This window comes from Streptomyces ambofaciens ATCC 23877 (assembly GCF_001267885.1).
Classification (GTDB): Bacteria; Actinomycetota; Actinomycetes; order Streptomycetales; family Streptomycetaceae; genus Streptomyces; species Streptomyces ambofaciens.
Genome location: NZ_CP012382.1, coordinates 2,381,759 through 2,395,659, shown reverse-complemented (window position 1 = coordinate 2,395,659; position 13,901 = coordinate 2,381,759). Strand labels below are relative to the sequence as shown.

Sequence of the window (13,901 nt, the reverse complement as noted above, 5' to 3'; positions counted from 1 at the left end):
CCGTGTCCGTCGCGAGGGCCGCCGCGTCCAGGCCGCCCTAGGCGGACAACTCCCGCTCCAGCGGCGTCCGGAACCGCGGAGTCACCCGTGTCGGTCCCATCCAGGACGCCAGTCGCTCCGCCTCGGCCGCGAGCGCGGTCTCCGCCTCGCGGCCCACCCCCTCGCCGTCCAGCACCCGCCAGACGATCTCACCGTCGGCGCGCTGGGCCCAGCCGCCGATCACCCGGCCGTTCCACCACACCGTGGGGCCGACGTTGCCGCTGCGGTCGAAGAGCTGCGGTCGCAGCCCGGGCGCGAGGTACCAGTCCCGCTGCCGCCAGCCCATCGCCGTCGGATCCAGCCCGGGGAGCAGGGCCGCCCACGGCTCCGCGGGCCCGGCGACCGGGCCGGCGTCGCCGGCGACGACGTAGCCCGTGCCCTCGTCCAGTTCCACCGCCTCCGCGTCGATCGCGGTCAGCGCCCGGCGCACCTCCGTCACCCGCCACCCCGTCCACCACTTCAGGTCGTCCTCGGTGGCCGGCCCGCACGCCGCCAGCCACCGGCGCAGCAGTTCCCCCTGCGCCGTCGCCGTGTCCAGTTCGGGATGCTCGGGCGCCGGCGCCCAGCGGAACTGGCTGGAGGTCCAGGAGCCCAGCGGCCGGCCCCGGACGACCTTGCCCTCCACGCCCAGCACCTTGAGCAGCCGGGTGGAGACGGTGTGCACACCCTCGTAGCTCTTCCCGGCCGCGTACCGGAACTGCTCCCTCAGCCGAGGTTCGTCCCTGGCCAGTTCGGCCGCCGTCGCCTGGCCGCGCCGGGCCAGCGCGGCCAGCGTCGACTCCTCGACCTCCGCCAGCCAGGCCGCGTCCGGGGCCCCGGCATCCGCCATGCTCTTGAGCAGTGCGGCCCGCTCCCGGGCGGCGACGGTGCGGCCGGTCGAGGCGTGGACGACCGCGGTCAGCTCCGTCGGGAAGACGAACACGGTGTGCCGCATGCCGTGCATCCGGACCAGCGTCCCGTCCTCGTACAGCGCCCGTTCGGTCCCGCTCACGGTCTTCGCCGCGTCCGCGAGCCGCGCGCCCACGGCCAGGTGCACCGTCGCGGGGTCCGTGCCGTGCAGCGCGACCAGCGAACCGGCGACCTCCTCCGGGCTCTCCGCCCGCGACCGGACCGCCAGCCGCTGCCGGAGCGCGAGCCGGTCCCGCCGCTCCGCCGTCCCGATGTACCGCCGTCCGTCACCCATACCGGCCTCCGCCCGACCCGTCGCGTCCTCGGTACGGCCATCCTGCCCGACACCACTGACAGACCCGGGCCGTGCCGGTCACCGCCCCGGCGCCCAGACCGCCCCGGCGCCTAGTAGGCCCCCCGGAAGTTGACGTACCCCAGCAGGACGATCACCGCCGCCACGCAGCCCAGCACCACGGCGGTGGACACCCACGAGGACCGGCGCCCGGACCCCACGTGCTCGGGATCGGCGCGGAAGGGGACCGGTCCGGGAGGGTTCTCCTTCCAGCGCGCGGCGAGCATCCGGGCCCGCGCGGACGGTTCCTTGTGCTCGGCGCCGTCCGCCCACTTGAGGTCGAACTCGCGTTCCTGGTCGTCCCGTTCGGACATGCTCGGTCCTCTCCCCGTCCCCTGACTCGAACAACCGTGTCAGTATCCATGATCCCGGGCCGGGTTTCCCCCGGGACGGTTTCCGGCCGACGACGGCGCCCCCGCCCCCTGACGGACAGGAGACGGGGGCGCCGGACGATCCGGACCGGGCCGGGCGTCGATCACACGTCGAAGTACATCTCGAACTCGTGCGGGTGCGGACGCAGCTGCAGCGGGGCGATCTCGTTCGCCCGCTTGAAGTCGATCCACGTCTCGATCAGGTCCGGCGTGAAGACGTCGCCCTGGAGGAGGAACTCGTGGTCGGCCTCCAGGCGGTCCAGGACCGCGCCGAGGGAGGTCGGGACCTGCGCCACGTTGGCGTGCTCCTCGGGAGCCAGCTCGTAGAGGTCCTTGTCGATCGGCTCGGCCGGCTCGATCTTGTTCTTGATGCCGTCCAGGCCCGCGAGCAGCAGGGCCGAGAAGGCCAGGTACGGGTTGCCGGAGGCGTCCGGCGCGCGGAACTCGACGCGCTTGGCCTTCGGGTTCGAGCCCGTGATCGGGATGCGCATCGCGGCCGAGCGGTTGCGCTGCGAGTACACCAGGTTCACCGGCGCCTCGAAGCCCGGCACCAGGCGGTGGTACGAGTTCACCGTCGGGTTGGTGAAGGCCAGCAGCGACGGGGCGTGCTTGAGGATGCCGCCGATGTAGTAGCGGGCGGTGTCCGACAGGCCGGCGTAGCCCTGCTCGTCGTAGAAGAGCGGCTCGCCGCCCGACCACAGCGACTGGTGGACGTGCATGCCCGAGCCGTTGTCACCGAAGATCGGCTTCGGCATGAAGGTCGCCGTCTTGCCGTTCTTCCACGCCACGTTCTTCACGATGTACTTGAAGAGCTGGAGGTCGTCGGCGGCCGCGAGCAGCGTGTTGAACTTGTAGTTGATCTCCGCCTGGCCGGCGGTGCCCACCTCGTGGTGCTGGCGCTCGACCTGGAGGCCGGACCGCTCCAGCTCCAGGGAGATCTCGGCGCGCAGGTCGGCGAAGTGGTCGACCGGCGGGACCGGGAAGTAACCGCCCTTGTAGCGGACCTTGTAACCGCGGTTGTCCTCCAGCGCACCGGTGTTCCAGGCGCCGGCCTCGGAGTCGATGTGGTAGAAGGACTCGTTCGCGCTGGTGGCGAAGCGGACGGAGTCGAAGACGTAGAACTCCGCCTCCGGGCCGAAGAACGCCGTGTCGGCGATGCCCGTGGAGGCGAGGTAGGCCTCGGCCTTCTTCGCCACGTTCCGCGGGTCGCGGGAGTACTGCTCGCCCGTGATCGGGTCGTGGATGAAGAAGTTGATGTTGAGGGTCTTGTCCCGGCGGAACGGGTCGACGCGCGCGGTCGACAGGTCGGGGCGCAGGGACATGTCCGACTCGTGGATGGCCTGGAAGCCGCGGATCGAGGAGCCGTCGAAGGCCTGCTCGTCGTCGGGGTCGAACGCCGCGGCGGGCAACGTGAAGTGCTGCATGACGCCCGGCAGGTCGCAGAACCGGACGTCGACGAACTTGACGTCCTCGTCGGCGATGTACTTCTTGGCCTCGTCGGCGTTCTGGAACATCCAGCTCCTCCTACTCCCGACCGTCCCGCCGGGGTGGTAATCGTTCGTGCGGCCAGTGCGGGTGGCACACGCTTCGTCGACCCTAGGGACGGGTGATTTCTCGGGCGTGACCCATTTGTTTCGCAGAAGTTAACCGGCTCCGTTCCAGCCTAGGCCTCCTCCGCGCCCGGCACACCCCCGCCGTCTGCCCCTCGGCGCACCCTTCACGCCCCCTCCGTCCGTAGGTCATATACGGGCGCAGTACCGTGGACGGGTGGACAACAGGCAAGCAATCGGATCGTGGCTTTCCGGGCCGCGCGCGGCCATCGAAGAGGCCGGCGCCGATCTCGGGTACCGGGGTGAGCAGCTCGGTCTGCCGGAGGAGGGACCGGGCTCGATCGCCCGTCCGGGCCGGCGGATCGGCGCGATGGCCGTCGACTGGGCCCTGTGCCTCCTGATCGCATACGGCCTGATCACGGACGGCTACGACCATGTGACCGGCAACTGGGCCCTGCTGATCTTCTTCGTGCTGAGCGTGCTCACCGTCGGCACGGTCGGCTTCACCCCGGGCAAGCGCCTGTTCGGGCTGCGCGTCCTCGATCTCGCCACGGGCCGCCCGAGCCCCCTGCGCGCCCTGCTGCGCTCGGTGCTGCTGTGCCTCGCCCTGCCGGCGCTGGTCTGGGACCGCGACGGCCGGGGCCTGCACGACCGGCTGGCGCGCACCGTGGAGGTACGGATCTGACGCGGCGCGCGGGTCGCGGCACGGCGGCACGCGCGCGGTACGGCGATGGGGGCGGCCGGAGTGATCCGGCCGCCCCCATCGCCGTACCGGCGTCGCGGAGTCGTCCTACGAGCTCTTGCGAGGTCCTGCGAGGTACTGAGGGTCAGCGACCCCTGGGGTTGCCACCCTTCGGCATGCGCATGCCCTTCGGCATCGGGCCCTTGGGCAGCGGCATGTTGCTCATCAGGTCGCCCAGGGCGCGCAGCCGGTCGTTGGTCACGGTGACCTGCGGACCGGACAGGACGCGGGGAAGCTTGAGCATGGTCGTGCGCAGCTTCTTCAGCTCGACCTGGCCCTCACCGGTGCCCACGACCAGGTCGTGCACGGGCACGTCGGCGACGATGCGGTTCATCTTCCGCTTCTCGGCCGCGAGCAGGGTCTTCACCCGGTTCGGGTTGCCCTCCGCCACCAGCACGATGCCGGCCTTGCCGACCGCGCGGTGCACGACGTCCTGGTTGCGGTTCATCGCCACCGCGGGGGTCGTCGTCCAGCCCCGGCCGATGTTGTCCAGCACGGCCGCCGCGGCGCCCGGCTGTCCCTCCATCTGACCGAAGGCCGCCCGCTCGGCCCGGCGCCCGAAGACGATCGCCGTCGCGAGGAAGGCGAGCAGCACGCCCAGGATGCCGAGATAGATGGGGTGACCGATCAGGAAACCGATCGCGAGGAGGACACCGAAGACGACGATGCCGACACCCGCGAGCACAAGACCGATCTTCTTGTCGGCCTTGCGGGTCATCTTGTAGGTCAGAGCGATCTGCTTCAGTCGCCCGGGATTCGCAGCGTCCGCTGCAGGTTCCTTCCTCGCCATGGCACGAAGTCTACGTGCCCCCGAAAGCGCCGACGACGGCAGTGCCCGGCACGGGCGGGCGGGACGGCGGCGGGGCCGGGATCAGGAGCGGCCGGAGACGGTCTGCCCCAGCACCCGCTCCGTCTCGATCCGGTCCTTGGCGCGGCGGCGGTCCTCCAGCACGGAGGTCCAGGCGTTGCGCCGCGCGGTGCGCTGGCCGCTGCTCATCAGCAGCGACTCGACGGCCCGCAGGGCGGTGGTGAACGACGGGATGGCGGTGGCGCGGACGGGCGCGGCCTGCATCGTGGAGGTCCCCCCTCGGTACGGCTCCGGGCACGGAGACGGGTGTACGTGGTGTGATTCCAGGGTCACTGTTTGGTGTTACCAGGGCGTGACCCGCCGGTCAAACGGACATGAAGCCTCGATGCCCAGGGCCGCGACGGCGGCGCGGCCCCGACCGGTGTCCTCAACTGCGAGGACGGTCGGGACCGCGGCGTCTCGGCCACTACTGGCCAGTAGGTGCTTGTGCGTGAATTCACACGCCGTCCGTGCGCCTCGGTCAGACCGCGGCGCCCTGACGCTGCTCCATGGCCATCTGGTACAGCCGCCCGGCGCGGTAGGAGGAGCGCACCAGCGGGCCGGACATGACGCCGGAGAAGCCGATCTGCTCGGCCTCCTCCTTCAGCTCCACGAACTCGTGCGGCTTCACCCAGCGCTCGACGGGGTGGTGGCGCACGGACGGGCGCAGGTACTGCGTGATGGTGATCAGCTCGCAGCCGGCCTCGTGCAGCTGCTTCAGCGCCTCGCTGATCTCCTCGCGGGTCTCGCCCATGCCGAGGATCAGGTTGGACTTGGTGACCAGGCCGTAGTCGCGGGCGTCGGTGATGACCTTCAGGGAGCGCTCGTAGCGGAAGCCGGGGCGAATCCGCTTGAAGATGCGGGGGACCGTCTCGACGTTGTGCGCGAAGACCTCGGGACGGGAGGCGAAGACCTCACGGAGGAGTTCCGGCACCGCGTTGAAGTCGGGGGCGAGCAGCTCGACCTTGGTACGGCCGGCCTCGCGGTCCGCCGTCTGCTGGTGGATCTGGCGCACCGTCTCGGCGTACAGCCAGGCGCCGCCGTCGGGGAGGTCGTCACGGGCGACGCCGGTGATGGTGGCGTAGTTCAGGTCCATCGTGACCACGGACTCGCCGACCCGGCGCGGCTCGTCGCGGTCGAGCGCCTCGGGCTTGCCGGTGTCGATCTGGCAGAAGTCACAGCGCCGCGTGCACTGGTCGCCGCCGATGAGGAAGGTCGCCTCGCGGTCCTCCCAGCACTCGTAGATGTTCGGACAGCCGGCTTCCTGGCAGACCGTGTGCAGGCCCTCGCTCTTCACGAGGTTCTGCATCTTCGTGTACTCGGGGCCCATTTTCGCCCGGGTCTTGATCCACTCGGGCTTGCGCTCGATGGGGGTCTGGCTGTTGCGGACCTCCAGGCGCAGCATCTTGCGTCCGTCGGGTGCGACTGCGGACACGACCGGCTCCCTAGCGTTTGATTCTTCGGCGTCTTCAAGCGTACGCCCGTGGTTTTGAATGCCCGGCGAGGGTGCTGGCCTCGCTGGGGGGCTGCGCCCCCAGGCCCCCGCTCCGGCCTGAACGGCCTCGTCCTCAAACGCCGGACGGGCCGGATTTATGCCGCGCGGGCCGGAACAGCGCTGCGCGGGCTTCAGGCCGGCGTCTTCTCGATCACCCGCGGCCTGAGTTCGGCGTTCTCCAGGACGTCGCGCAGATGGCGCTCGGCCACCGGCAGCACTTCCTCGATGGTGACGTCCCGGCCCAGCTCGTTCGCGAGCGAGGCGACGCCCGCGTCGCGGATGCCGCAGGGGATGATCCTGTCGAACCACTTGTTGTCCGGGTTCACGTTCAGGGCGAAGCCGTGCATGGTGACGCCCTTGGCCACCCGGATGCCGATCGCCGCGATCTTGCGGTCCTCGCGGCGCTGGCCCGCGTTGGACGGGGCGTACTCGGGCCCGTTCAGCCGGGGGTCGAACTCCTCGTCGGTCAGCCGGGGGTCGAAGTCCAGGGAGAGGCCGCCGAGCGCCGGGCGCTGTGCGACCGGGTCGCCGAGGACCCAGACCCCGCTGCGGCCCTCGACCCGGGTGGTCTCGAGGCCGAACTCCGCGCAGGTGCGGATCAGGGCCTCCTCCAGCCGCCGTACGTGCGCCACCACGTCCACCGGGCGCGGGAGCTTCTGGATCGGGTAGCCGACCAGCTGGCCCGGACCGTGCCAGGTGATCTTCCCGCCGCGGTCCACGTCGACGACCGGCGTGCCGTCCAGCGGGCGCTCGCTGTCCGTGGTGCGCCGGCCGGCGGTGTACACCGGCGGGTGTTCGAGGAGCAGCACCGTGTCGGGGACCTCGTCGGCGAACCGCGCGGCGTGCACCCGGCGCTGCTCGTCCCACGCCTCCTGGTAGTCGACGCGCTCGGCACCGAACCCCATTCGGACGAACCGCAGCTCACTCACGGCAAGTGCCTCCCTGGAAGGTCGTAAGGCACGAAGGGTGCCCACGCCACTGTACGACCGCCCGCGCGTCGTCAGCCGGGCGGGCGTTCCTCACACGATCGGATGAATGCCGGTGGAACTGTGCGATCGGGTGTTTACTCTCCGCTACATTCACGCCGTTCACGAGGCCATAAGGGCTGCTCACAGGCGCTCCGGGCACATCGAACGGCCCGGAAGGCAGGAGACCGCACCGCACCATGACGGAACGACCCGCGCAGCGCACCCCCAACCGCCAGCTCGCCGCGCTCATCGCCGAAGCGGGGTTCTCGAACGCGGGTCTCGCGCGTCGCGTCGACCAGCTCGGACTCGAACACGGCCTGGACCTGAGATACGACAAGACGTCCGTCACCCGGTGGCTGCGCGGCCAGCAGCCCCGCGGCACCACCCCGGCCCTGATCGCCGAGGTCTTCACCCGGCGCCTCGGCCGCCGCCTCAGCGCCCAGGACCTCGGTCTGGACGCCTGCGCGCCCGTCTACGCGGGGCTGGAGTTCGCGGCCACCCCGGACGAGGCCGTCGACATCGTCGGCGGACTGTGGCGCAAGGACTCCGGCAGTCACGCCGAGCTCCGCAAGATCGCCTTCACCCCGGCGGGCCTCGTCGTGCCCAGCAGGGACTGGCTGATCGGCCGCGCCGACGAGAAGGTGGCCCGCGTCGAGGTGCCCGTCCGGATTCCCGCGCAGGGCCGTCCGGCGATGCCCAGGGTGCCCGTCCCGCTCGACCCGGACCGCCGGCGCGCCCCGGCCGAGCGCGGCCCCGGCCAGAAGGTCACCGGCGGCGACCTCGCCGCGCTGCGCTCGGTCGGCGAGCTGTTCCGCAGCCTGGACGACCGGTACGGCGGCGGACACGCCCGCCAGGCCCTGGTGCGCTATCTGGAGCACGAGCTGGAGCCGATGCTGCGCGGCACCTACGGCGAGCAGACCGGCCGACGGCTGTTCGCCGCCGCCGCCGACCTGACCCGGCTCGCGGGCTGGACCTCGTACGACATCGCCGCGCACGGCCTCGCCCAGCGCTACTTCGTCCAGGCGCTGCGGCTCGCGCAGGCGGCGGGGGACCGGGCGTACGGCTCGTACGTGCTGGTCACCATGAGCCGTCAGGCCGTCTACCTGGGCCACGGGCGCGAGGCGGTCCAGCTGGCCAGGGTGGCGCAGCAGGGGGTGGGGACCTCCGCGCCGCCCGTGGTGCAGACGCTGCTGCACGCCGCCGAGGCGCGGGCGCACGGGGTGCTCGGCGAGGTGCGGGCGTGCACGGCCTCACTGGTCCGGGCCGAACGCGCCCTGGAGGCCGCCCGGCCCGGCGACGAGGTGCCGCACTGGGCGCGCTTCTTCGACGAGGCGCAGCTCGCCGACGAGTTCGGGCACTGCCACCGCGACCTCCAGCAGTTCCGCGCCGCCGCCCAGTACGCGGAGCGCTCGCTGCTCCTGCGGGCCCCCGCCTACGCCCGCAGCCGGCTGTTCTGCCGGGTCGTGCTCGCCACCGCCCGCCTCGGCCTCGGTGAGCTCGACCAGGCCTGCCAGCTGGCCGCCGAGGCGGCCGGGCAGGCGGCCGAGATGCGGTCGGTGCGGGCGGTGGAGTACGTCCGCGACTTCGAACGGCGCCTGGAGCCGTACCGGGACGCGGCACCGGTGCGGGGCTACCGCGACAAGGTGGCGGCGCTGGGCTAGGACCCGGGCCCTCGGCGGTTGCCGAGGCGGACCCGGGGTGACCAGCTCCTCGCCGTTCGGATCGGGGGCCGACCGGACGAGGACGTGGGCCGTGGCCGGCCGGGTGGACGTGGTGGGGGAGGCCGCGGCGGTGCCGGTCCGCCGGACGGTCCCGGAGCGCCGGACGACGACGGGGACGGTGTCCGGCGGCCGGCCGGCGACCAGACCCGGCCCCGCGGCGGTCGGTGGCGACGGGACCCGGCCCCGTGGCGGTAGGCGGCGATGGGACCCGGCCCCGTGGCGGCCGTCCGGCGACGGGACCTGGCTTCGTGGCGGTCGGCGGCGATGGGACCAGGCCCTGTGGCGGTCGGCGGCCTCCGGCGGCCGGCCGGCGACCAGACCCCGGCCCCGTGGCGGTCGGCGGCGACGGGGCTCGGGCCGCGTCGGTCGGTGTCGCCCGCCCGGCGACGACGCCCTCGCGCGGGCCGACGGCCGACACGGTGCCCGCCGCCCGGGCGGCGCCTACGCGGCGCGGGCCGTCGGCACGGGCTCCGCGGCGTGCATCGGCCGCCCCGCCCCCAGGTCCGACAGGATCGCCGAGGAGGCCCGGTGGCCGGAGTGCAGGGCCCCCTGGACGGTGCTGGTGTCGCGGTGGTCGCCGCACACGTACAGGCCGGCCAGCAGTCGTACCGGCCTGCGCAGGTCGTGCGGTGGGCGCATCGCGGGGACCGCCTCCGGCGTGTGGTGCACGGCGAGGGTCTCCCAGCGGGTGGTGGAGGTGCCGTAGAGGCGGGAGAGGTGGAGGCGCACGGCCGTGTCGACGTCGGGCGGGAGCGGCCCGAGGACCGTCGACGAGACGAGGGTGCGCCCCGCCGGCGCGCGGGACGGGTCCACGTGACTGGACACGGCCGTGTGGGCGACCGGCCCGCCGCGGTCCGCGTCGAGCAGGAGGGACGCGCCGGTCGCCGGTGGTTCGTCCGTCGTGTGGTGCACCACCGTCACCGGGTGGAAGGCCGGCACCCGCAGGCCGGGCAGCAACTCGCCCGCGGCGCGGGCGTCGGTCGCCACCAGGACGGCCCGGCAGCGGATGACACCGTGTTCGGCGGTGGTCACGGCGTTGGTGGCGACCGAGGTGACCCGGACGCCCGTGCGCACCGTGCCCGGCGGCAGGACCCGCGCCAGCAGCTCGGGCAGCGCCTCCGCGCCACCGGCGGGCAGCGCGAGCCGCCCGCCGGCGAAGGAGCGCAGGGCGAGGTCGGCGCACCGGCTGGAGGTGGTCAGGTCCGGGTCGCTCAGCAGGGCGGCGAGCAGGGGGCGCAGGAAGCCGTCGATCGTGCGAACCGGCAGCCCGCGGACCGCCAGCGCCCGGGCCGCGGAGAGCTCGGGGCGGGCCAGCAGCCGTTCGGCGGGGGTGCTCGCGAGACGGGTCAGCGCGGCGCCGAGCCGGGCCTGGTCGACGGGGGTGCCGAGTGGGGCGCCCACGCGGGGGCGCGGCGCCGGTGCGGACCGCCCGGGGGACCCGGCCGCGGAGAGCGGGCGCCGGGGCGCGGGAATCGCGCGGGGGGCGCTCGCGAGGGCGCGCACGGCGTGGAGTGCGCTCCTCGCGCTCCGTGTGCCCGCCGGGGCGCCCGCGCGATGGTGACGGCCCTCGCTGTGCAGCAGGACCCCGGGGGCGAAGGGCAGCAGAGCGAGGCCGTCCAGCCCGGGGGTGCGGCGCAGTTCGGGACAGGCCGTGGACAGCAGCTGTCCGATTCTGTCGAGCCGGAAGCCGTCGACCTTCTCCGTCGCCATCCGGCCGCCCACCGCGTGGGCGGCCTCCAGGACCGTGGTCGTCACTCCTGCGCTGGTCAGCCGATGCGCCGCGGCGAGTCCGGCGATTCCGGCCCCCACGACGACGACGTCCGCCTGGTACGCGGGCTCAAGCACGTGCCCCTCCTCGAGGTTGCGCGGCCGCTGGAGACGTCATGCCCCCAACCGCCTTGAGGGATACCCGAGTTCGATTCGAGGTTAGGGCTCACGACGGTCGGGGGGAGTCGCACGGGGGCAGGGCACGGTCGCACGGCGGTCGCATGCGGGCGCCGTACGACCGGCGTGCGGCCGCCATCCGGTCGGGACGCGACGCTCGTGCGGTCGGAAACGGAACGCAGACGCTCGTGCGGTCGGAACCGAACGGGACGCGGCACCATGGCGCGCGCCCGGCGCCACCACGCGCGCGTGGGGTCGGCGGCACGGCCGGCACCCGCGGGCCCGGCCGTGCCGCACGCCCCTCACCTCACCTCACCTCACAGTGCGGCCCGGATCGCCCCGTCGATCTCCGGGAAGGCGAAGCGGAAGCCTGATTCCAGCAGCCGGGCCGGGAGGACCCGGGCGCTGCCCAGGACGTCGCCGGACATCTCGCCGAGCGCCGCGCGCAGGACCGGCGCGGGCACGGCGAAGGGGGCGGGACGGTGCAGCACGCGCCCCATGGCCGCGGTGATCTCACGGTTCGTCAGCGGATGCGGGGCGGTCAGGTTGAAGGGGCCGGACAGGTCGTCGCGGTCCAGGAGGTGCCGGATCGCCGCCACCTCGTCGTGCAGCGCCACGAAGGACCAGTACTGGGACCCGTCGCCCAGCCGCCCGCCGAGTCCGGCCCGGAACAGCGGGAAGAGCCGCCCCCAGGCGCCGCCCTGCCGGGACACGACCAGCCCCGTGCGGACGAGGACCGTCCGCACGCCCGCGTGCCGGGCGGGAGCCGCGGCGGCCTCCCACTCGACGCACAGGGACGGCAGGAAGCCCTCTCCCGCGGGCGCGTCCTCGTCGACGGGCCGGTCACCGGTCTCGCCGTAGTAGCCGATCGCGCTGCCGTTCACGAAGACCCGCGGGGGCCGGTCCAGTGAGGCGACGGCCTCCGCGAGCGCCGTCGTGCCGTGCACCCGGCTGCTGCGGATGCGGGTCTTGTACGCGTCGGTCCAGCGGCGGTCGCCCACCCCGGCCCCGGCCAGATTGACCACGGCGTCGCACCCGGCGAGCCCGGCCGCGTCCACGCGTCCGCCCTCCGGGTCCCACCGGACCTCGTCCGCGGCCCGGGGCGCGTGCCGCACCAGACGCACCACCTCGTGCCCGTCCGCGGTCAGCGACCGCGCCAGCGCACCGCCGATGAGGCCGGACGCGCCGGCCACCACGACACGGGAGCGCCGCCGGTCCCCGCGCTGTCCGTCCCTGCGTCCACCGTCCATGCGACCATCCTGCCCCGGCGCCCCGGAAAACGCCGGACCGGGCCGCCCGCCCGCGTCGTACAGTGACCGTCATGCCCGCTCCGCACATACGCCAGGCCAGGTCCGACGACGAGTGGACGCTGCGCCGTCTCGACCAGGAGACCTGGTCCTACCAGCACGCCGTCTCGCCCCCGCCGGGACCGGACGACCCGTTCTTCCGGGAGACCTCGGGCCCCGCCGACCACCTGGTCGCCGAACTCGACGGCGCCGTCGTGGGCTACGTTCGCCTCGGTTTCCCCACGGGACTGGCCTCCAACGCCCACGTGCGCCAGATCCGCGGCCTGGCCGTCGCCGACTCGGCCCGCGGCAAGGGCGTCGGCCGTGCCCTGGTCGGCGCGGCCGTCGAGGAGGCCCGGCGCCTGGGCGCCCGGCGCCTCACCCTGCGCGTCCTCGGCCACAACACCGCGGCCCGCAAGCTCTACGAGTCCGAGGGCTTCGCCGTCGAGGGCGTGCAGCCGGAGGAGTTCTGCCTCGACGGCACGTACGTCGACGACGTGCTGATGGGCCTGTCCTTCACCACGCCGGGCGCTACGACGTGACCGGTTCGCCCGTGTCCACCGCCGCCGTCGCGCCGGCCGCACGCCGCGCCTCGTCGGCCACCTCGTCCGCCGTCAGCACGTAACCGGTCCCGGCGTCGGAGGTGGAGCGGGCGAAGACCACCCCGTACACCCGGCCGTCGGTGGACAGCAGCGGCCCGCCGGAGTTGCCGGGGCGGACGGTGGAGCGCACGGAGTAGATCTCCCGGGTGACGTTGGCGTCGCTGTGGATGTTCTGCCCGGTCGCCCGGGTCCGGTTCGCCACCGTCGCCGCCCGCAGATCGAGGTCGCCGTCCTGCGGGTAGCCCGCGACCACCGCCGCGTCGCCGCGCCCGGCGTCGCCGTCGAACCGCAGGACGGGCGCCGACAGGTCCGGGACGTACAGCACGGCCACGTCCTTGTCCGGGTCGAACAGCACCACCCGCGCCTCGTACGCCGGCCCCACCCCGCCGACCCGCACGGTCGGGTCGTCCATGCCGGCCACCACGTGGGCGTTGGTCATCACGTGCTCCGGCGCGTAGACGAAGCCGCTGCCCTCCCGGCCCTGGGTGCCGGCGACGCCCTCGACCTTCACCGTGCCGCGCCGGGCCGCCTCGGTGGCCGCCGGCGTGACGCTGTCGCCGGAGGGCTCGGCGACCTCGGCGGTCGACTCGTTCTCGAAGGGGTTGAAGACCTGGGGGAACCCCGCCTCGGTCAGCGCCGACGTCGCCCCGGAGAACCATGCCGGAGTGGTGTCCGGCATCACCCGCTGCACCGCGCCCAGCACCGACGAGTCGCGGATCGCCGAGGTGAGCAGCGAGGAGGAGGACGCCGCCAGGACGCTCGCCGCCACCCACGCCACGATCAGCGCCGCCGCCGCGTTGGCCACCGCCCCGCCGACCCCGTCGGCCGCCCTGAGCGGCCCGGCGTCCAGCTCCCGGCGCAGCCGCAGCGCGGGCCGTCCGGCCAGCTCGTGTCCGGCCACCGCCGGCAGCAGCACGGTGACCACGGCGGTCACCGTCGCCGCCGTGGACCGCGGTGCCACCAGATCCATCACCCACGGCAGGAGCCACACGCCGACCACCGCGCCGCCCACGAAGCCGGCCAGCGAGACGCAGCCGGCCACCAGCCCGCGGCGGTAGCCGGACGCCGCGTAGGCCAGTGCCACCGGCACCAGCAGGATGTCGAGCAGGTCCACGCGAGCCGCCTTTCGGTCCGGGACCCCCGCGGACCCCGGGCC

The 13,901-nt window shown here is 73.7% G+C and carries 13 protein-coding genes; 3 read left to right on the top strand and 10 right to left on the bottom strand.

The features are described 5' to 3' along the window. Window positions 1-37: 37 nt before the first annotated feature. The 3 genes from SAM23877_RS10790 to glnA form a co-directional block, all read right to left on the bottom strand. A complete protein-coding gene (locus tag SAM23877_RS10790; RefSeq protein ID WP_053129723.1) occupies window positions 38-1,222 on the bottom strand; it encodes a winged helix DNA-binding domain-containing protein in 1,185 nt (394 codons plus the stop codon). 110 nt (window positions 1,223-1,332) lie between these two features. After that, window positions 1,333-1,593 (bottom strand): SCO2583/SCO2584 N-terminal domain-containing protein, encoded by a 261-nt coding sequence (locus SAM23877_RS10785; protein WP_053129720.1) that lies wholly within the window; start codon window positions 1,591-1,593, stop codon window positions 1,333-1,335. Between the two features lie 161 nt (window positions 1,594-1,754). Continuing rightward, on the bottom strand, window positions 1,755-3,164 hold the full coding sequence (gene glnA / locus SAM23877_RS10780; RefSeq protein ID WP_053129717.1) for a type I glutamate--ammonia ligase: 1,410 nt from the start codon (window positions 3,162-3,164) through the stop codon (window positions 1,755-1,757). Between the two features lie 253 nt (window positions 3,165-3,417). On the opposite strand from glnA, the gene SAM23877_RS10775 reads away from it, so the two are divergent. Continuing rightward, window positions 3,418-3,885, top strand: a complete 468-nt coding sequence (locus SAM23877_RS10775) for an RDD family protein (RefSeq protein ID WP_053129714.1) — start codon at window positions 3,418-3,420, stop codon at window positions 3,883-3,885. A 142-nt stretch (window positions 3,886-4,027) separates the two neighbouring features. On the opposite strand, the gene SAM23877_RS10770 is transcribed toward SAM23877_RS10775, so the two are convergent. The 4 genes from SAM23877_RS10770 to lipB all read right to left on the bottom strand — a co-directional run bounded on the left by SAM23877_RS10770 (window position 4,028) and on the right by lipB (window position 7,213). Beyond that, the gene (locus SAM23877_RS10770; RefSeq protein ID WP_053129711.1) at window positions 4,028-4,732 is read right to left on the bottom strand and encodes a DUF4191 domain-containing protein; all 705 of its coding nucleotides are present in this window, start codon (window positions 4,730-4,732) and stop codon (window positions 4,028-4,030) included. Window positions 4,733-4,813: 81 nt separating this feature from the next. Continuing rightward, window positions 4,814-5,014, bottom strand: a complete 201-nt coding sequence (locus tag SAM23877_RS10765; protein ID WP_053129709.1) for an SCO2195 family GlnR-regulated protein — start codon at window positions 5,012-5,014, stop codon at window positions 4,814-4,816. A 256-nt stretch (window positions 5,015-5,270) separates the two neighbouring features. Beyond that, window positions 5,271-6,224 carry a lipoyl synthase gene (gene lipA, locus SAM23877_RS10760; RefSeq protein WP_053129706.1) on the bottom strand — a complete coding sequence of 318 codons (954 nt, stop codon included), beginning with the start codon at window positions 6,222-6,224 and terminating at the stop codon, window positions 5,271-5,273. Window positions 6,225-6,415: 191 nt separating this feature from the next. Next, a complete protein-coding gene (lipB, locus tag SAM23877_RS10755) occupies window positions 6,416-7,213 on the bottom strand; it encodes a lipoyl(octanoyl) transferase LipB (RefSeq protein ID WP_053129703.1) in 798 nt (265 codons plus the stop codon). A gap of 236 nt (window positions 7,214-7,449) precedes the next feature. Here lipB and SAM23877_RS10750 point away from each other — a divergent pair, with 236 nt between their 5' ends. After that, entirely contained in the window at window positions 7,450-8,913 is a 1,464-nt protein-coding gene (locus SAM23877_RS10750; RefSeq protein ID WP_053129700.1) for an NsdA family TPR-like regulatory protein, read from the top strand. Between the two features lie 501 nt (window positions 8,914-9,414). Here the strand turns inward: SAM23877_RS10750 and SAM23877_RS10745 are convergent. Together SAM23877_RS10745 and SAM23877_RS10740 are read right to left on the bottom strand one after the other, a co-directional pair. Next, a complete protein-coding gene (locus SAM23877_RS10745) occupies window positions 9,415-10,818 on the bottom strand; it encodes an NAD(P)/FAD-dependent oxidoreductase (RefSeq protein WP_053129697.1) in 1,404 nt (467 codons plus the stop codon). A 356-nt stretch (window positions 10,819-11,174) separates the two neighbouring features. After that, window positions 11,175-12,107: a TIGR01777 family oxidoreductase gene (locus SAM23877_RS10740; RefSeq protein WP_053129694.1), complete on the bottom strand. Its 933-nt coding sequence runs from the start codon at window positions 12,105-12,107 to the stop codon at window positions 11,175-11,177. A 71-nt stretch (window positions 12,108-12,178) separates the two neighbouring features. Between SAM23877_RS10740 and SAM23877_RS10735 the strand changes: the two genes are divergently transcribed. Then, on the top strand, window positions 12,179-12,685 hold the full coding sequence (locus SAM23877_RS10735; RefSeq protein ID WP_053142355.1) for a GNAT family N-acetyltransferase: 507 nt from the start codon (window positions 12,179-12,181) through the stop codon (window positions 12,683-12,685). Here SAM23877_RS10735 and SAM23877_RS10730 read toward each other — a convergent pair. Continuing rightward, a complete protein-coding gene (locus SAM23877_RS10730) occupies window positions 12,675-13,859 on the bottom strand; it encodes a MarP family serine protease (protein ID WP_053129690.1) in 1,185 nt (394 codons plus the stop codon). The two genes, SAM23877_RS10735 and SAM23877_RS10730, sit on opposite strands and share 11 nt — an antisense overlap. Window positions 13,860-13,901: the final 42 nt, after the last annotated feature.

What these genes read in the sequence shown, in the direction of transcription:
- SAM23877_RS10790 (WP_053129723.1), bottom strand. Translation starts at nt 1,222, where the DNA reads ATGGGTGACGGACGGCGGTACATCGGGACGGCGGAGCGGCGGGACCGG.
- SAM23877_RS10770 (WP_053129711.1), bottom strand. Translation starts at nt 4,732, where the DNA reads ATGGCGAGGAAGGAACCTGCAGCGGACGCTGCGAATCCCGGGCGACTG.
- glnA (WP_053129717.1), bottom strand. Translation starts at nt 3,164, where the DNA reads ATGTTCCAGAACGCCGACGAGGCCAAGAAGTACATCGCCGACGAGGAC.
- SAM23877_RS10740 (WP_053129694.1), bottom strand. Translation starts at nt 12,107, where the DNA reads ATGGACGGTGGACGCAGGGACGGACAGCGCGGGGACCGGCGGCGCTCC.
- SAM23877_RS10785 (WP_053129720.1), bottom strand. Translation starts at nt 1,593, where the DNA reads ATGTCCGAACGGGACGACCAGGAACGCGAGTTCGACCTCAAGTGGGCG.
- SAM23877_RS10735 (WP_053142355.1), top strand. Translation starts at nt 12,179, where the DNA reads ATGCCCGCTCCGCACATACGCCAGGCCAGGTCCGACGACGAGTGGACG.
- SAM23877_RS10765 (WP_053129709.1), bottom strand. Translation starts at nt 5,014, where the DNA reads ATGCAGGCCGCGCCCGTCCGCGCCACCGCCATCCCGTCGTTCACCACC.
- SAM23877_RS10750 (WP_053129700.1), top strand. Translation starts at nt 7,450, where the DNA reads ATGACGGAACGACCCGCGCAGCGCACCCCCAACCGCCAGCTCGCCGCG.